Annotated in this window: 13 protein-coding genes; 8 read left to right on the forward strand and 5 right to left on the reverse strand. The window is 37.3% G+C overall.

The features are described 5' to 3' along the window. Positions 1-203: 203 nt before the first annotated feature. Both H6A27_RS12705 and H6A27_RS12710 read left to right on the forward strand, forming a co-directional pair. The gene (locus H6A27_RS12705; protein ID WP_204508930.1) at positions 204-710 is read left to right on the forward strand and encodes a flavin reductase family protein; all 507 of its coding nucleotides are present in this window, start codon (positions 204-206) and stop codon (positions 708-710) included. A gap of 9 nt (positions 711-719) precedes the next feature. Beyond that, positions 720-1,151: a putative signal transducing protein gene (locus tag H6A27_RS12710; protein WP_204508931.1), complete on the forward strand. Its 432-nt coding sequence runs from the start codon at positions 720-722 to the stop codon at positions 1,149-1,151. An 88-nt stretch (positions 1,152-1,239) separates the two neighbouring features. Here H6A27_RS12710 and H6A27_RS12715 read toward each other — a convergent pair whose 3' ends face one another. Both H6A27_RS12715 and H6A27_RS12720 read right to left on the reverse strand, forming a co-directional pair. Then, a complete protein-coding gene (locus tag H6A27_RS12715; protein ID WP_204404914.1) occupies positions 1,240-2,019 on the reverse strand; it encodes a radical SAM protein in 780 nt (259 codons plus the stop codon). Positions 2,020-2,101: 82 nt separating this feature from the next. Further along, positions 2,102-4,150, reverse strand: coding sequence for a helix-hairpin-helix domain-containing protein (locus tag H6A27_RS12720; protein WP_204508932.1), 2,049 nt, complete (start codon positions 4,148-4,150; stop codon positions 2,102-2,104). Positions 4,151-4,319: 169 nt separating this feature from the next. On the opposite strand from H6A27_RS12720, the gene H6A27_RS12725 reads away from it, so the two are divergent. Next, positions 4,320-4,826 (forward strand): DUF4294 domain-containing protein, encoded by a 507-nt coding sequence (locus H6A27_RS12725; RefSeq protein WP_204404916.1) that lies wholly within the window; start codon positions 4,320-4,322, stop codon positions 4,824-4,826. Here H6A27_RS12725 and H6A27_RS12730 read toward each other — a convergent pair whose 3' ends face one another. Continuing rightward, positions 4,827-5,372 carry an RNA methyltransferase gene (locus H6A27_RS12730; protein ID WP_204508940.1) on the reverse strand — a complete coding sequence of 182 codons (546 nt, stop codon included), beginning with the start codon at positions 5,370-5,372 and terminating at the stop codon, positions 4,827-4,829. A gap of 464 nt (positions 5,373-5,836) precedes the next feature. Between H6A27_RS12730 and nadA the strand changes: the two genes are divergently transcribed. The 3 genes from nadA to H6A27_RS12745 all read left to right on the forward strand — a co-directional run bounded on the left by nadA (position 5,837) and on the right by H6A27_RS12745 (position 9,568). After that, positions 5,837-6,826 (forward strand): quinolinate synthase NadA, encoded by a 990-nt coding sequence (nadA, locus tag H6A27_RS12735; protein ID WP_204508933.1) that lies wholly within the window; start codon positions 5,837-5,839, stop codon positions 6,824-6,826. Between the two features lie 383 nt (positions 6,827-7,209). Further along, positions 7,210-8,526 carry an alpha-L-fucosidase gene (locus tag H6A27_RS12740; protein ID WP_204508934.1) on the forward strand — a complete coding sequence of 439 codons (1,317 nt, stop codon included), beginning with the start codon at positions 7,210-7,212 and terminating at the stop codon, positions 8,524-8,526. 52 nt (positions 8,527-8,578) lie between these two features. After that, on the forward strand, positions 8,579-9,568 hold the full coding sequence (locus tag H6A27_RS12745) for a M28 family metallopeptidase (protein WP_394800038.1): 990 nt from the start codon (positions 8,579-8,581) through the stop codon (positions 9,566-9,568). Between the two features lie 113 nt (positions 9,569-9,681). On the opposite strand, the gene H6A27_RS12750 is transcribed toward H6A27_RS12745, so the two are convergent. Together H6A27_RS12750 and H6A27_RS12755 are read right to left on the reverse strand one after the other, a co-directional pair. After that, positions 9,682-11,868: an alpha-galactosidase gene (locus H6A27_RS12750; RefSeq protein ID WP_204508936.1), complete on the reverse strand. Its 2,187-nt coding sequence runs from the start codon at positions 11,866-11,868 to the stop codon at positions 9,682-9,684. 27 nt (positions 11,869-11,895) lie between these two features. Further along, positions 11,896-14,157: a TonB-dependent receptor gene (locus tag H6A27_RS12755; protein ID WP_204508937.1), complete on the reverse strand. Its 2,262-nt coding sequence runs from the start codon at positions 14,155-14,157 to the stop codon at positions 11,896-11,898. A 257-nt stretch (positions 14,158-14,414) separates the two neighbouring features. Here H6A27_RS12755 and H6A27_RS12760 point away from each other — a divergent pair, with 257 nt between their 5' ends. Next, on the forward strand, positions 14,415-16,022 hold the full coding sequence (locus tag H6A27_RS12760) for a DUF6377 domain-containing protein (RefSeq protein WP_204508938.1): 1,608 nt from the start codon (positions 14,415-14,417) through the stop codon (positions 16,020-16,022). 101 nt (positions 16,023-16,123) lie between these two features. After that, on the forward strand, positions 16,124-17,491 hold the full coding sequence (locus H6A27_RS12765) for an alanine/glycine:cation symporter family protein (protein ID WP_204508939.1): 1,368 nt from the start codon (positions 16,124-16,126) through the stop codon (positions 17,489-17,491). The last annotated feature ends 722 nt before the right edge of the window (positions 17,492-18,213 follow it).

Here is an 18,213-nt window from a genome sequence, read left to right on the forward strand (position 1 = left end):
CACTCAATTCAAGCACTTTTATATGTTTCATGATTCAATTTCTAAAATATCATGAGACAATATTAATAATTTATGCTGAATATAAAAATATTTTAGATCACTTACTTATTTTTAAACCAACGATACGGATATTTTCGCCCGAACATGTTTCTTTACTTTACGCTTTTCCGTATTTTTGTCAACACATATATAATATATAAAGAATGAAAGAAATAAACGTATCACAGTTGGCAGACAATATGATTGAAGCCATCGGCAAAGAATGGATGCTGGTAACGGCAGGCACAAAAGAGAAATTCAATACCATGACAGCCTCATGGGGCGGTACAGGGGTGTTATGGGGAAAAACAGTCGCATTTATTTTCATTCGTCCCGAACGCTACACATACGAGTTTATAGAAAAATGTGACACTCTAACTCTGTCATTCCTGGGCGAAGAGAACAAGGCAGTACATAAAATTTGCGGCTCTAAATCAGGACGCGACACAGACAAGATAGCAGAAACAGGACTCATTCCTATTTCAACAGAAAACGGAAATATCACATTCAGTCAGGCACGTCTTACACTGGAATGCAGAAAGCTTTATGAAGATGATATCAAACCTGAAAAATTCATCGACAAATCTCTTGACGGCAAATGGTATGGCAACGGACACGGTAACTACCATAAGATGATTATACTCGAAATAGAACATATCTGGAAAAAATAAGATTATCATATGAGAACCGTAAAACTTATAACATGCTATGAATCCTTCCAGGCAAGACTGATAAAAGGCGCACTTGAAAATGAAGGAATTGCTGTAGCTATACACAATGAAAACACATCAAATGTATTGCGTGGAATGCCTGTAAGTATAACAGGTATTGATTTGTTTGTGTATGAAGATGACTACGAGAGAGCTATGACAATTCTCGAAGAGAACCAGATGATTCCTGAAAGACTTATTTACTGCCCGTTTTGCTATTCGAAAAACATTAAATTCGTATTAAGAAAGAAACACAAGCTGCGTGCCATAATTTCAACTGTAATAGCTATGCTTGCGGCTGCTCCTCCGGGAACAGAACATTGGGAATATGTTTGCAACGACTGTGGAAAAACATTTGATAAACCCGTGGGTAAAAAATTTTCCACAGGAAATGATGAATAACCATATAATAATAGCTTTTTAAACAGTGATTGAATAGTATTTAAACACCGTTTAAAAAGCTATTATTATTCACAAATTACTTATCTTATCAATACGAAGCACTTGCTTTTATTCCTGCATTATCAAGCAGACTCAATATTCTGTCCAATTCCTCGTGAGTGGCTTTCAGAAGATGAGTGTCCGGAGTCTCACGGTCGATGGTATAAATCATTACCTGACGAGGAGCAATCTGCTTTACTGTTTCTAACCACGGAAGCACATAATCATCACGCGTATTATCTACATCCACACCTTCGTCAGTAGTTCCCTTAAGAAACATGGTCTGGATTATCAACTGACCGTTAAACGCTTTCATACAGTCGATTATGCGATTCAAATCATAGTTTCCAACAGGTTTATCAACAGTGTTTATATAACGGATATCAACAGTATCAAGCTTCAGAATATTATTGTCAACCTTCTTCAAAGCATCGAATACATCAGGTTTATGAATAAATGTAGAATTACTCAGCACGCTCACTTTTGCCTGAGGAAAATATTTGTTTCTTAATTCTATAGTATCGTCTATTATTCCGGCAAAATGCGGATGAGCCGTCGGCTCACCGTTTCCTGCAAAAGTCAATACATCAGGAAAAGGTCCGTTTGCTTTCATATCAATAAGCTTTGCTTCAAGCGCGGTCTTTACTTCTTCTCGCGTTGGAAGTTTCATTTTCGGACGATGGTCTTTATTGTAACCGCATTCACAATAAATACAGTCGAAAGAACAGAACTTACCGTCTGCAGGCAGAAGGTTTATTCCTAACGACACTCCCAGACGACGGCTGTGTACCGGTCCGAAAATTGGAGAAGGATATATTATTGTTGACATAAGTTTTTATTTTGTCATTAGTTGTATGGTTGTTAGTTAGATGCAAAAATACAGAAAATATCAGTACGTTATCAACATGCTGTTACCATTTTATTCTTAACAGAAACTGTATGTCTGCCTTGTTGTTTCCCTGAATTTCCTCTGTACCTGAACTGATGATATTCCTATCAGTATAGTGTGTCCATCCGAATTTAGCCTGAAACATAAGAAATTTCTTATAATTATACTGTAATTTCAGAGATGCTCTTGTTCCTTTTCCATAAAATGAGGACATTGCGAAAGCATAAAGCAATCCTGGTTCATAAAGATATACACGGGAATTATAGTCATCAGTTGAAAACCATGCGCCATTTATAGATGCTTTTACCGGAAATGACTGATGTCCTAAATTAGCAGTAGCAGAAACCAGATAACCATTTGTTGTTCCCTGTCCCCAATATCCAGTATTGGTATAATCAGCCAGAAATTTAACAGAGTTATTATCATTAAGTGAATAATTTACCTGATACCTTGCCCTATGACGAATATACGGCAAAATATACTTCTCTCCATCGTCTGCGGAATAGTTCTGAGCCTTGTTTTTCACACTATACTTTATCAACATAGATAGTGAATTACTATGTGAATAACTTAACTGGCATACTCCTTCTATTCCGGAAGTACCTGCCACATCCACACGGTATCTTTTCCACGGAAAGTAGAAGTAATCAACATAACATAATAGCTTTATATTCCGTATAGCACTGGTTTCCAGACCTAAATAAACTCCAGTTTCATTCTGAGTCCTTGAATTTTCACCAAATGAATTGGCATATATACTTTGATATTTCTTGTCGTAATACCTGTTGATAAGCGTTATGTCTGTTTCAACCGTCGGTGAATAACATACAGAATTGATTGTTGCGATTGCTCCACCTTTGTCAATGGCTGTTTCACCTGAAATCATAAATTTCTTCAGAAAAAACTTATAGAACGCGCCAGCGTTAAAAAAGTCTTTTCCTCGTGGATAATAACGGTTATATTCTTTATAGTCAGGATTCAACACTTTATCAAAACAGTTATAAACAGCTGTTAATCCATATTCAACATACTTTCCGTTGTATGTTAAATTACTGCCAATCACATTATTATATATAGTATTTTTCTTTTCAATATCTTTATACAGTCTGTGGTACCCATCCGTTTTCAACGACTTTATAAACTGGTTTTCAACATGTGCGTCAATATTCCTGAATGAGTAAAAAAACGTTGCGTCCCATCTTTTCGACAATCTATATGTAGAAGCTATTCCTTGAAAATAATTATATTCACCTGTAGAAGTATATTTGGATATACCCTGACCTGTACGTCGTAACGACGATGATGAAGAATATTTACCCATACTGAATCCCATATTCATAACAAGTCCATAACCAAACGATGCCTTATAATTACCTATTGCTATGGATTTAAACCGACCTATATTCTGTAAAAAAAGATAGGCAGAATAGAAATCATAACCTTTTTTATTATATAGTCTGAAAAAAGGTTCACCGGGATCTTTTTCCGCAGTCAATCCGAAATAAACCTGTTTATTATATTCGAATCTATATCGTATGTTATTATATAATGAACTACCGTAATATTTTTTATTTGGACTGTCAATAAGCACATTCTCAGGATAATCCGCATAACCTGCTTTCTGATTTAACGGGATATCAACACGTGTTGTTAATTCCTGTCTGTTATATTTCATCATACGCTTGAAACTGAATTTTTCATCTTTCTCCTTTACAGGTCCTATATAAATGAAATGTTCAAGAAACTTCCTTGTCTGCCAGTCCATTCCTTCCACTCCAAGTAGTTCACTCATACTGACTATCGGACTGTACTTATAAACATAGTAAAGTATATTTTCTATCAGTCTGTCCGACAGAAAAGGCAACTGTTCCAACTGTTCTTTAGTCAGAGTGTTAAAATTGAAAGGATTTTCAGCTATTTCAGCAAGTTCTTCATATTGCTCAAACAACGAAGCAATGTTTTCATCATCGACCGACATTTCCTGCCATTCTATAATATCAGATTGTGAATATAAACAAGTTATAAAAATACAACTCATTGAAATATAAATAAATAATCTATTTTTCCACATAATGTTGATAAAGTTATAAACAATAAAAAATAATATAATTATCAACCATATAATTGTTTTTATTCATAATTTTGCGACGATGAAAAGATGCATATACATACTAATAACATTGTGCTTTTTAACAATTCCAGAATTGAAGGCACAAGATACCAACCAACACAAAGGATATATGGTTAAAGTCTGTGTCTATAAAGGCGACACTATACCATATATAACTTTAAGGAATGTATATGTGTACCCTAAAATGAAGTTTAAAAACAAAAAACAGGAAAAATATTACTATAGACTGGTCAGAGACGTCAAGAAAACCTTACCTATAGCAAAGGAAATAAGAAATATAGTAATAGAAACATACGAATATTTAGAGACTCTCCCTGATGAAAAAGCTAAAGATAAACATATCAAAGCTGTTGAAAAAGGATTAAAAGAACAATATACACCGAAAATGAAGAAATTGACATTTTCGCAGGGTAAATTGTTGATAAAGTTGGTTAACCGTGAATGTAACCAATCATCCTATCAATTAGTCAAAGCCTTTATGGGTCCTTTCAAAGCCGGATTTTACCAGACGTTCGCAGCATTGTTTGGCGCAAGTCTTAAAAAAGAGTATAATCCGGAAGATGAGGACAAGATGGTGGAACGTATTATTACACTTGTTGAAAACGGTCAGCTATAGCTATAAACTATTTCTGAATTCCATAAGCTTATTGGCAAATTCCCATAACACAATTCCTGCAGTAACAGATACGTTGAGTGAATGTTTTGTTCCATACTGTGGAATTTCAATACATCCGTCACATATATCAACAACTTCCTGTTTAACTCCCTTTACCTCGTTACCCATTACTATGGCATATTTCTTGTCTCTTTCAAGAACCAAATCACCAAGCATAGTACTTCCTTCACACTGTTCTATAGACAGTACAATATAACCTGCATTATGTAACTCATTTATAGCGTCTTGAGTATTTTTACAATATTTCCAGTCAACAGTATTTTCTGCTCCAAGAGCAGTCTTGTGCATTTCTGCATTAGGTGGAGTAGCGGTAATTCCACAAAGATATATTCTGTTGACAAGGAAAGCATCCGAAGTACGGAATACAGCTCCTATATTATGCAGACTTCTCACTTCATCAAGTACCACAACCAAAGGAAGTTTGTCTGCTTCCTTGAATTCTTCCACCGTAAGTCGGTTCATTTCAGTTATTTTCAGCTTTCTCAATTCAGACATACCTATATATTTACAATTACTGTCCGCAAAGATAAAAACAATATTAATAACCCTGTTTAAATCTGTTGAAAAGGTGTAGAAAACATGAGAATAGATTTTTAAAACTATTTCTTGCATTTATGAATCAAACATTTATAAGAAGCTGGAAACCAACAATCCAAAAAACTAACTTGAAAGTTTCATAAACAATTTGAACACAATTTAAATAAGAAATGAATAGTTGATAAACAGAAAGTTTTTAACTTTGCACAATATCAACAAAATGTTAATATACCAACTAAGTACTGAATTATCAGCATTTAACGCTGTTGAATCGTTATTGATACAGTAAGCACTTATATTAATAACTTAATAAGCAAGAAATACAGTATTATTTTTGCCAACACAATCAACAGCCTATTAATAGCATCATAGGATTTCTTTTAAAAAGAAGAAAAAATAAAATATTTATAGTTATGAAAGAAGAATGGTTGAAAAAGGGTTATGTGGATGAACCCGTAGATAAGACACTGGACTTAAAAGCCGAGATAGACAAGCTCCGCAAGGAAAAGAATGCCGTAATACTGGGGCATTTCTACCAGGCGGACGAAATACAGGAAATTGCCGATTTCATTGGCGACAGCCTTGCGCTTGCACAATGGGCAGCAAAGACAGATGCCGAGATAATAGTAATGTGCGGTGTCCATTTCATGGGAGAAACCGCAAAGATACTGTGTCCCGACAAGAAAGTTCTCATACCGGATTTCAACGCAGGCTGTTCGTTAGCCGACAGCTGTCCTACAGACAAGTTTGCCGAGTTCGTTAAGCAGCACCCTGACCACACCGTAATTTCTTACGTCAACACAAGTGCGGCAGTGAAAGCAGTAACAGATGTTGTGGTTACATCTACAAATGCAAAACAGATAGTGGAAAGTTTTCCTGCAGATCAGCCGATAATCTTCGGTCCTGACAAAAATCTTGGAAACTATATTAATTCCGTTACTGGCAGAAATATGCTTCTTTGGGACGGAGCATGCCATGTACACGAAAAATTCTCTGTAGAGAAGATTATAGAGCTTAAAAAGCAATATCCTGATGCCGATGTGCTTGTTCATCCTGAATGTAAGGGAGCAGTAGCTAAATTGGCTGATAAGATAGGTTCTACAGCAGGATTACTTAAATATGCTATGAACAGCGAAAAGAAAGATTTTATTGTAGCTACCGAAAGTGGAATATTGTTCGAAATGCGACGCAAGTGTCCTGAAAAGAATTTCATTCCTGCACCACCGGAAGATAGTACCTGTGCTTGTAATGAATGTAACTTTATGCGTCTGAATACTCTGGAAAAACTATATAACACATTAAAATATGAATGGCCTGAAGTAGTTGTTGACGAAGCGATAGCTAAAGAAGCTATCAAGCCAATAAAGCGTATGCTTGATATATCGGCTAAACTTGGATTGTAAAATTTGTATTTTAACAATTAACATAAATGCTCCGTGTTGTTAACAAACATGGAGCATTTTCTTTATATATTAAACTATGTTATAAAGCATGGATTTTTGTTTGAAATACTTGCAGATTACCGGAAAGTCCGTACCTTTGTACTGTGTTTTTCATAGTATTAGATTTTAAGGTTAACAAAGGTTGGAGTACAGCGGTACTCCTTTTTTTATGTCCATACGTTTCGTCATATTTTTTAATGCAATAAATTCCATTTTATTTCTATGGTGATTTATTCTAATTAGAAATGAATATTCTGTATATATTTGTATATTTGTCGTTACGATAACATTTTAATATTGATGATTATAAAATTGTAGTAATTAACCTTTAAATCATAATAGTTATGAAATCTTTAAAACTAAGGACCTGTGTTATTATAGCCTTAAACAGTATTGCCATGGCGATGCCTGTTTTTTCACAAAAATCTTATGTACCTTCCGAAAGTAATCTGCAAGCTCGTAAAGAGTTTAGTGAAAATAAGTTTGGAGTATTTATTCATTGGGGAATTTACAGTATGTTCGCTCAGGGAGAATGGTATATGACTAACGCAGGTATTGACTGTCATGAATATGCAAAGGCAGCTTCAGGTTTCTATCCTATACGCTTTAATGCAAAAGAATGGGTTTCAGCAATAAAGGATGCCGGTGCCAAGTATATATGTTTTACAACCAGACATCATGACGGATTTTCAATGTTCGACACAAAATATTCTGATTATAATATTGTAGATGCCACTCCTTTCAAACGGGATGTTGTGAAAGAACTTGCCGAAGAATGTAAGAAACAGGGAATAAAGTTGCATTTATATTATTCACATCTTGACTGGACTCGCGAAGATTATTATCCATACGGACGAACCGGTAGAAATACAGGACGTAAAGAACATGGAAACTGGAATGATTATTATAATTTCATGAACAATCAGTTAACAGAGCTTTTAACTAATTACGGTCCTATCGGTGCAATATGGTTCGACGGAATGTGGGATCAGCCGGATGATTTCGACTGGCGACTTGACGAGCAGTATGCACTTATACATAAACTCCAGCCTGCATGTCTTATAGGAAATAATCATCATAAGAAACCTATTGAAGGAGAGGATTTTCAGATGTTCGAGCGTGATCTTCCTGGTGAAAATACTGCAGGCTTATCTTCAGAATCAGAGATAGGGCAATTACCTCTTGAAACATGCCAGACCATGAACGGTATGTGGGGATATAAAATTCAGGATCAGAATTATAAGTCGGTATCAGAACTTGTCAGGCTTCTTGTCAGGGCTGCCGGTAAAGGAGCCAACCTTTTGATGAACGTAGGACCTCAGCCTAACGGAGAAATTCCTGCTGCTGCTTTGGAACGTTTTAAAGGAATGGGTGAATGGTTATCTAAATATGGAGAAACAGTATATGGAACTATACGTGGAAATGTAGTAAGTGCAGAGTGGGGTACTACAACAAGAAAAGGCAATACACTGTATGTACATGTTTTGACTGATGACGTGCCTAAGTTTGTTACATTGCCAATGACGGAAAAAGTCGTTAGTGCAGTAAATATGAATACCGGAACAAAGGTCTCTTATGAAAAAATTAAAGAAGGAATAGTTTTGCATACAGGTAATTTGAAGCCGGAAATTGACTGTATAATTGAATTGAAGTTGAAATAGTTCTGTTTTTAACTCCTTATATATGAAAAAAATATTTATTTCTATTCTTATGATGTGTGGCGTTTTTCAGAATGGAACGTCTTTCATCAATGCACAGACTGCTATTGACAGAGGTCTGAACAGCATTAACCGTGTTTCTGCTGAGGCTATAATAGGTTTTCTGGCAGATGATGAATTGCAAGGTCGTGAAGCCGGAACGATATATTCACGTATTGCGGCACGCTATCTGGCTGCCAGTCTTAAGGAGGCTGGTATCAGTCCTCTTTATGGTGATAGTTATTTTCAACCTTTTGAAGCTTATGCGAAGGAAAGACAACAGAAAGGAGCTCGTTGGCAAGTACATCCTGATTCGATAAATGTTTTTAAGAAGGGAACGTATCGTGTACTTGATATGGCTAATGTATTAGGTATCATTCCTGGAGAGAGAACGAATGAATATGTTATCGTTGGTGCACATTTCGACCATTTGGGGGTGGATGAGACTCTTGCCAATGACCAAATTTATAATGGGGCAGATGATAATGCTTCAGGAGTATCAGCTGTCCTTCAGATAGCACGTGCCTTTAAGGCAAGCGGTCAGAAACCAATGCGCAATGTTATTATTGCATTTTGGGATGGCGAAGAGAAAGGATTGCTTGGTTCACGCTATTTCGTGCAGAATTGTGACTTTATCAATAATGTCAAGGGATATTTGAATTTTGATATGATTGGACGTAACAATAAACCTGATTATCCTAATCATGTGGTTTATTTTTACACAGCTTCCCATCCGTCCTTCGGTCAGTGGCTTAAAGATGATATAACCCGCTATGGCCTCCGTCTGGAGCCTGATTATCGTCCATGGGATCGTCCCGTTGGAGGTAGTGATAATGCGTCTTTCGCAGTACATGATATTCCTATCATCTGGTATCATACTGACGGACATCCTGACTATCATCAGCCTTCGGATCATGCCGATCGTCTTAATTGGGAAAAGGTTGTGGATATTACTAAAGCTTCGTTCCTTAATGTCTGGAATCTGGCAAATGAAACCGATTATTAATATAGTATAAAGCTGAATTCTAAGACTTTTATATATAAGTATAGGCTGTCCCAAATATTTGAGGCAGCCTATTAAAATTAATGAGAAATTTTGTCTAGTATTTAGTTTTTGTGTTATTCCGCTGTAATTTCAATTACGTGGCTCTGAGTATGAGCGAAGCCGAATACTTCGAGTCCCACTTTCATCAGATAATCGCCTGAATAAACCTTGCCGTTTGAGCTGAATGTTGATTCTGTTCCTGGCATAAGGTTGATTTCTTCCACTTTATACATCTTGTTTGCGTCAAGTCCCTGAAGTTTCACGTTCATCAGTTTTTCCTGGTAGCGTGGGTTGATGTCGTATGCAAACAATACTGCTTTGTTCTTGTCTTTGCTTACGTAGTTTACTGCCATGTGGTTTGACTTGTATGGTGAAACCAGACGATATTGGTCACCGTCCATGATTGCCGTATTAAGTCTTTTCCAGTTGCTCACTGCTGTCTGGCAGTACTGGAGTTCGTCAGCACTAAGTTCTTTCAGTCCAATGTCGAAACCAAGTTTGCACATTGAAGCAACGTCTGTACGGAACTTGACTGAAGTGTTTTTGTTCCAGCTTGTTACGTGTGCACACATTGCTTTTGCAGGGAAGAACTGTGAGAATCCCCACTGTATATATATACGTTCTATAGGGTCTGTATTGTCGCTGCACCAGAATTCAGTGAAATATTTCAGTGCTTCGTAGTCGCAACGTGCGCCACCGCCCGAGCAAAGCATCATAGGAACGTTAGGATAGTTTTCGTTCACTCTCTTCATTACATTGTAAACGCCGCGTACGTGGTCTATATACATGTTACCCTGTTTGTTCTTCAGATATGGAGAGTAGATGTTTGTGATAGGGCTGTTGCAGTCCCATTTGAAGAATGCTATTTCAGGATTTTCCTTCATCAGGTTTTCCACTACGCTGTAAACATAGTCTTGTACTTCAGGATTACTTAGGTCGAGAACAAGCTGGTTACGGTAGTAGTACATCTTTCTGTTTTCATCGTGGATGGCCCAGTCAGGATGTTTTTCGAAGAGTTCACTCTTGGGGTTTACCATTTCAGGTTCAATCCAGATACCGAATTTCACTCCGGCTTCTTTTGCAGAGTTTACGAGTGCGGGAACACCGCCAGGCAATTTGCTGTGTGTCACTTCCCAGTCGCCAAGTCCTGCTTTGTCGTCTTTACGAGGATATTTGTTTGCGAACCATCCGTCGTCCAGGAGGAACATATCCACACCAAGGTGTTTAGCCTCTTTCATAAGTTCGGCGAGTATTTCCTGGTCGAAATCGAAACCAGTGTTTTCCCAGTTGTTGAGAAGTGAAAGTCTGCTGCCTTTACCGTCTTTCAAGCTGTAGTTTCTTGCCCAGTTATGGAGGTTGCGGCTACCTTCTGATGTTCCGTTGCTGCTCAGTGTGAAGATGAATTCAGGAGTTGTGAATACTTCGTTCTTTGACAATTCATAATTCGATGCGTATGGATTGATAGAAGGAATGACACGAAGGTTACCTACATTATCAATTTCGAAAGTGAAACGGAAGTTTCCTGTCCATCCTAAAGTTCCCATCAGTACATCACCCTGGTTTTCCGATACAGGCTGGTCAAGTCCCACTTCGAAGAAAGGATGTGTGTGCATAGCTGCACGGCTTCCAAGTTTCGTATCGATAACTTTCTTACCGAACTGAAGCTGCTGGCTGCTCATTTGTGCTTCTTTTGCCCAGTCGCTGCTGAACTCAGTCAGATAGTATGATGTGCGGTTGAAATAGAGCATTGTTGAAGCGTAAGTGGAAAGAATGATAGGTTTCTTTTCCTGATGCTTGATTTCGCTCCATGTCTTGATTACGTTTTCTTCAGGATATGCCACATAATTGAGTGTTACATCTACAGGATATTTATCATCACGAAGATTGATGGTTGTCTGTGTTCCGCCTTCTACTTCTTTAGTAGATGAAGATACATAATATAAATATGTAGATGTTTTTCCGTCATTATGAGTAATTGATATTGCCGGTTCAAAGAATTCTTCATTTCCGGAACCGCTGTAAACTTCCCATCCTCGCTGGCTTACACTTCCGTCAGAGCCTGCGTGAATATCCCACTTGAAGTTATTTATATCTTCTTCATGGAGAAGTTTTTCACCTAAATATGTCTGATACAGACGTCCGTTATCTCCAACCTGAAGAATAAGGTCTGTCTGATTTGTTGAAATACGGAATACTTTATTTTCCGCATTTGCCTGAAATGCAGCACATACTAATGCGCTTGCGATTATTAACTTTTTCATGGATGAAATATTTTATGGTTTATGAATTTAAAATTTTATACTTGCACTGAACTCAACTGTGAAAGGACGAAGATATGTACCGCTCATATAACTGCCGGCATATTTTGAAGCTTCGTCTTTTGTGATAAGTTCAGAACCGCTGATAGTACCTTTTGCTCCTTTCTGGTTAAGGAAGTTCACTACTGTCACTCCAAGATCAAAGTTTTTGTTGACAGCCCAGTTAATACCTCCGAATGTTTCCCAACGGCCGTTGAAGTAAAGAGCCTCCTGCAGATTGGCGTATGTCTTTCCAAAGTAACGGAAACTTAACCACAATCGCAAGTCTTTTGTTATGTTATAGCTTGGATCAAGTTCAACAAGTATCTGAGGTATTTCCTTTACAATCATATTGTTGGCATTTACACTCATCTCGGTACCGTCGCTGAATGTCACGCTTGCATTATAGTTCTTGTAAACAGGTTTCTGATATGTGAACAACGCATGCAGATGGAATCCTTTGAATGGGTCAATTTCAGCCGATGTTGTCCATCCCAGTGTCTGTATATTATATATAAGGAGTACTGTCTTTCCTTCGCTTGTTCCTGGTTTTGTCAGGTTCTGCTGGTCTATGTTGTTTGATTTAGAGATATAAGTTACCATTGACGTCAGGTCAATCCAACTGTTTTTGTAGAACAATCCTCCGCGGACCAATGGAATAGTTACTCTTTTGTACTGTTCTTCTGTAGGACCTGTACCTGCGTATTCATTTATTCTTGGAAATCTTGTAGCTATTGTACCATCGGCGGTAAGACCGAAACCTTTCAGCATATTATAAGTGATTCTTGCTGTAGCCGCATAGTTCAATTTGTCCTTAGTAACGTTTGCCGGAGTTATTACTGTTCCGTCAGGAGCTGTGCCGCCAATGTAGAAACCTGAATAACGTGGATGCGCTATCTGGTCGGCCGACATTCTGTAGTATTCCAGTCGTCCACCGTAGAACAGGTTAAGTTTTGGGTTTATCTGCCAGTCGTCAGTAAAATACAAAGCGAGTTTGTTTTCATATCCTTTAGTATATTCAGGACTCAGTTCGTTAAAACAGCGGAAGCGGCTGCCGTCGGCAGCTGTAAGTATTTCCGGATATTCTTGCACTGTACCTGTCCATTGCATAGATGATGAATGATAGTCCAGATGATAGTACCATTCATTCAGACCGAGATTCATTATGTGATTGCCTAATGTTTTTTCAAGTTCTGTGGTAAGAAGTATGTTTCTCACTTTTCCTATATGAAGCCATGTGCGTCGTCCTTCTATAAGTCCGCTGTATGGAGTACCGTCGGACAGTGTATATCCGTCTGCAGCTGTTATTTCACTTATTGTACTTCCACCGAAATCCACATAGTTTGCTTCAGGAGCATTCATATATTTGAAGTCGAGGTTCCATTTCAGACCGTTGTCGAAAGTATAGTCGGTGAGTAATGTTACCTCGTGTGAACGGTTGTCTGCCATGTCTCTCAGGTTGCATGTTTTCATTTTACCGTCCATGATGTCCATATATTCGAATTCACCGCTTATAGGACCGTATGAGGCAAGTCCTGGTTCAAATCCAGGAATTTCTTTTATTGAGCCATCGCCCACGTATATAAAAGGAGCGGCATTAAGCTGGTTCAGTGGGTTTCTGCTGTATGCGTATTTATAGAGAAGGCTGATTTTGCCTTTGTTGTCGTTGAAGAGTCTTGTCAGTCCGGCACGATAAATCTGTGTGCGGTCGGCATATTCATCAAATTTAACCTTGAATGTTCCCGGGTCGAATGTCTGATACATAGTTCCTGAGTATCTCCATTTGTCGCCTATACCGCCAGTAACGTTCATGTCGAACTGCTGAAGTCCGAAGTGGTTTGAACGGTAGTTTACTATACCTTTGAACTTCTTGTCGCCTATTTTACTGAATGAGTTTACAGAGTATGCAATATTTCCTGTCTTGATGGCTGATTCCGATGGGGTCATCAGTCCTACTTCACCAAGACTCGCATCACTTCGCCAGTGGTATTGCAGTCTGTGTACAGCGGATGAATATACTGCCGGAAGTCCGTTTTCGTAAACATTCACGTCTTCACTTGGAAGTCCTATTTGTATTTCGCGAGGCTTTGTGGCGTCTGCGGCGTTAAGCATTACATTTCTTTCGCTGCCTTCTACTTTTTTTGAAGACAATGAATCTTTTTCCGAGATACCTAAATCAGATACATTTGCCTGTATAGTCATAGCAGGAAATGCAGCTGCGACAGTAAGGATTGATAAAAGTTTCTTTTTCATGATGGTTTATTTAAGGATTAGAGTTTTCAATGTGTATCAAATCATTCGTTTGTCTTGCGACGTGGCAAATGTATGGATGATTATTTCACCATAATTTCACAAGTAGATGTGAAGTAGATTGGATGTAGATAATTTCATATTATAAGTTATTGATATTTAAAAAATTATAGAATTAGTATATATAGTACAAAGTAGATATTCGATATGTGGAATATTTGTGTATTTTTGTATAATGATTCAAATAATCAGTCTGAAGTATGAGGAAATCACTTTTATTGTTGCTTGCTATATTCAATGTGCTGTTTGTTTTTGCATCCGAAGATGTAAGGAAATTATATGATGAGCTTGACGCTGTGCTATTGCGTAGAGATGAGTACTGTCAGAAGAAAGAAGCCCGTATTGACAGTCTTAGAAATCTTAAGAAACTGTATATTCAGAACTCCGATTTGTTTGCTTATTACGATAATATTTTCAACGAATATTTCACTTATAGGTCTGATTCAGCTTATTTTTATTTGTCGCTTGCAGAAGAAGTAGCTTTGGACTCTTCGGATATCAATAAGATAAACAGATGTAAGATTAACCGTTCATTTCTTTTGGCAACTACCGGATACTTTTCTATTGCGATTGATATTCTGGATGAAATAAAGCACGATGACATTGATAATGAAATGTTGTTTGACTATTATTCTGCATACGAGTGGGTGTATAGCGTGTGGAGTGAATATTCGGCAGATGATGTTTTTGCCATAGATTTTAAAAAGAAGGAAATGTTATACAATGATTCCATGCTTATGGTTCTGGATCCTTCTTCAACAGAATTTATGTATTGGAGCGGAGAGCTGAATGCAAGAAAGGGAAATCAGCTGGAAGCTCAGAATTTTTATGAGAAGGCATTGGTTGGACTTAAAGTCGATACCAGGATGTATGCCTGTGTGACATGTGGTCTCGCTTTTGCTCATAAAAGACAAGGTAATCTTGATGAATACGAGAAATATCTTATTATGTCAGCTATTTCGGATATAACTTGTCCGCTTAAAGAAAATCTTTCCATGCAGGAACTCGCGATGTATCTTTATCAGAATTCTGATTCTGAACTTGTGAGGGCAAACAGGTATATTAATTATTCGATGGAGGATGCCATGTTCTATAATAACAGGTTAAGAATGCTTGAAATAGCCCAGAAGTTTCCTCCTATAGTAAACACTTACCAGAAAAGATGGATTGATAGAAACGACAGACTTACCAGATCTATTTATTTCATAAGTTTCCTGAGTATTCTTCTTTTTGTTTCGCTATTCTTTATTTTCAGACAATTGAAATTGCTTGCAAAGCAGCGAAAGGTGGTAACGGATATGAATGTGCGTCTAAAAGATTTGAACTCCGAACTTCTTAAAACCAATCGTACCCGTGAGGAATATGTAAGTCTGTTTATAGAATTGTGTGCCGCATATATCGACAAACTGAACAAATATCAGGATCTTGTTAAGAGAAAAGTCAAAGCCAAACAGGTTGACGATTTGCTGAAAATGGTCAATAGCAGTAAAATGTCCGACAGCGATGCACGACAGTTCTTTGTGAATTTTGATACGGCTTTCCTTACACTTTATCCGAATTTCGTTTCCGAATTTAATATGCTTCTTAGGAAAGGAGAGGAAATAGTTCCACCAAAAGGAGAAATATTGAATACAGAACTTAGGATTTTCGCTCTTGTAAGATTGGGCATAAAAGATAGTTCAAGAATTGCTACATTGTTATTTTATTCCCCTCAGACTATTTACAACTATCGTACTACTGTAAAAAATAAGGCAAAAAACAGAGAGGAATTCGAGGAACAAGTAAGAAATCTTTGTCCTATTGTATGAGTGAATTAATGATATGTAAAATCATAATATTGTGATTTTATTGCTTATTTATGTCGGTGTTTCTATTTATTTGTTATTTTTGCGCTCAAAATAATAACAAAATGGATTTATCGGCAATAGTAAGTTTCTTTAATGATTTCAGTTCGTTGGTTTGGGGATGGCCAATGATAATAATGCTTTTGGGTACACATCTTTTCCTTACCATAAGGTTGAGGTTTCCTCAGTTGTATTTGTTCAAGGCATTAAAACTGTCTGTATCGAAGGATGGTAATGCAACCGGTGATGTAAGTCAGTTCGGTGCGTTGGCTACATCTCTGGCTGCCACTATAGGTACTGGAAATATCATAGGTGTGGCTACTGCTGTTGCTCTTGGTGGTCCTGGTGCTGTGTTCTGGTGTTGGATTACAGGTGTACTTGGTATGTCAACGAAGTATGCCGAAGGGCTTCTTGCCGTGAAATACAGGGTTAAAAATTCGAGTGGTGAGATGATTGGCGGACCAATGTATGCACTCGAAAATGGGCTTGGTATGAAATGGTTGGGTATATTGTTCTGTATTTTCACAGCTTTGGCGGCTTTCGGGATAGGTAACACTGTTCAGGCAAATTCTATTTCTCTGTTACTTAATGAATCGTATAATATATCTCCACATCTAAGTGGTATATGTATGAGTGTACTTACCGCTTTGGTCGTGATTTTCGGTGTAAAAGGTATTGCTAAGGTGTGTATGGCATTAGTGCCTTTTATGGCTGTCATGTACGTGTTAGGATGTATTTATATACTTATAGTTAATCATGCTTATCTTGGTCAGGCCTTGAGTCTGATATTCGAGTCGGCTTTTTCAGCTCGTGCGGCGGGTAGTGGTTTTGTAGGTACTACTGTAATGATGGCTGCCAGGTTTGGTATAGCCCGTGGCCTTTTTTCCAACGAATCAGGTCTTGGTTCTGCTCCTATTGTTGCAGCCGCTGCCCAGACACGTAATCCTGTTAGGCAGGCTCTTGTGTCTTCTACAGGAACATTTTGGGATACTGTTGTAATCTGTGCTCTTACGGGTTTGGTATTGGTTAGCAGTATTCTTGCTTATCCTGATATAGATCATACAAGTGATGCGGCTTTGACGAAGATGGCTTTTGCTAAGATTCCATATATTGGAACACCGGTTCTTTCGTTTGGTATTGTGACATTTGCTTTCAGTACAATTCTTGGATGGACATATTATTCGCAGAAAGCGGTTGAATATCTTGGAGGACGTAAGATAATGCTTGCATACAGAATAGTTTGGATTATAATGATTTATGTAGGTTCTGTAATTAATCTTTCTTTGGTGTGGAGTTTTGCGGATATAGTAAATGCATTGATGGCTGTTCCAAATCTTATTTCATTGCTACTATTGTCGGGTGTTATAGTAAAGGAAACTAAAAAATATTTGTGGAATAATCGGCTGGATGATTATGACGATAATATTTTATGATGTTCATTCGTCTATTTTAAATGATTTGTCATTCGAAATAAAACGACAGGTCATTTTAACTTAAACGACCTGTCGTTTTAATTAAAATGACCTGTCGTTTTATTTCGTACAAAATTTGTATAGTGAAGTCTTTTCATTTGTGTTTGAATATTATAATTAATAATGTCTATTCTTAATACACATGTCAGGATTAATAATAATATTATCAAACTGATTTCCTGAATTTATATCTGATTAACAATTAGTTATATTTTATCATGCAATTTTCTGAAAAAAGTTAGCAATAGGTATTGCAGAAATGGAAAAAGTGTGTACCTTTGCATCCGCTTTCGAGAGGGGAAGTCACTAAGTTGAAATGCTGGACATGCGGTACAGACGCAGAAATGCCTTGAGTATCTTACCTTGTTTAGAACAAGGGAGCGAGAAAAAGCCTTTTGGTCTTTATCTGCTGAAAACTTTTTTTAAAAAAACTTTAGAAAAGTTTTGGTGGTTAGAGATAAAGTACTTACCTTTGTATCCACTTTCGCTTCCAGTCGAAAGTTAAGTTCTTTGAAAGATTTTAGATAAACAAACAGAATGTAGTACAAGTGTCACATTATAATATAGTGTGATGAAAAAAAGAATAAACCGTCAATTAAAATAATTACGGGATCCTGGACAGAGACAAAGACATATCCTTAACGGATATATAAAAATATTTTACAATGAAGAGTTTGATCCTG

The sequence above is a fragment of the Bacteroides caecigallinarum genome (assembly GCF_016902295.1).
GTDB classification, from domain to species: domain Bacteria; phylum Bacteroidota; class Bacteroidia; order Bacteroidales; family Bacteroidaceae; genus Phocaeicola; species Phocaeicola caecigallinarum_A.

Coding starts and splice junctions, on each gene's coding strand:
- H6A27_RS12710 (WP_204508931.1), top strand. CDS start 720: ATGAGAACCGTAAAACTTATAACATGCTATGAATCCTTCCAGGCAAGA.
- H6A27_RS12745 (WP_394800038.1), top strand. CDS start 8,579: ATGTGTGGCGTTTTTCAGAATGGAACGTCTTTCATCAATGCACAGACT.
- nadA (WP_204508933.1), top strand. CDS start 5,837: ATGAAAGAAGAATGGTTGAAAAAGGGTTATGTGGATGAACCCGTAGAT.
- H6A27_RS12720 (WP_204508932.1), bottom strand. CDS start 4,150: ATGTGGAAAAATAGATTATTTATTTATATTTCAATGAGTTGTATTTTT.
- H6A27_RS12740 (WP_204508934.1), top strand. CDS start 7,210: ATGAAATCTTTAAAACTAAGGACCTGTGTTATTATAGCCTTAAACAGT.
- H6A27_RS12705 (WP_204508930.1), top strand. CDS start 204: ATGAAAGAAATAAACGTATCACAGTTGGCAGACAATATGATTGAAGCC.
- H6A27_RS12765 (WP_204508939.1), top strand. CDS start 16,124: ATGGATTTATCGGCAATAGTAAGTTTCTTTAATGATTTCAGTTCGTTG.
- H6A27_RS12725 (WP_204404916.1), top strand. CDS start 4,320: ATGGTTAAAGTCTGTGTCTATAAAGGCGACACTATACCATATATAACT.
- H6A27_RS12760 (WP_204508938.1), top strand. CDS start 14,415: ATGAGGAAATCACTTTTATTGTTGCTTGCTATATTCAATGTGCTGTTT.
- H6A27_RS12755 (WP_204508937.1), bottom strand. CDS start 14,157: ATGAAAAAGAAACTTTTATCAATCCTTACTGTCGCAGCTGCATTTCCT.
- H6A27_RS12715 (WP_204404914.1), bottom strand. CDS start 2,019: ATGTCAACAATAATATATCCTTCTCCAATTTTCGGACCGGTACACAGC.
- H6A27_RS12750 (WP_204508936.1), bottom strand. CDS start 11,868: ATGAAAAAGTTAATAATCGCAAGCGCATTAGTATGTGCTGCATTTCAG.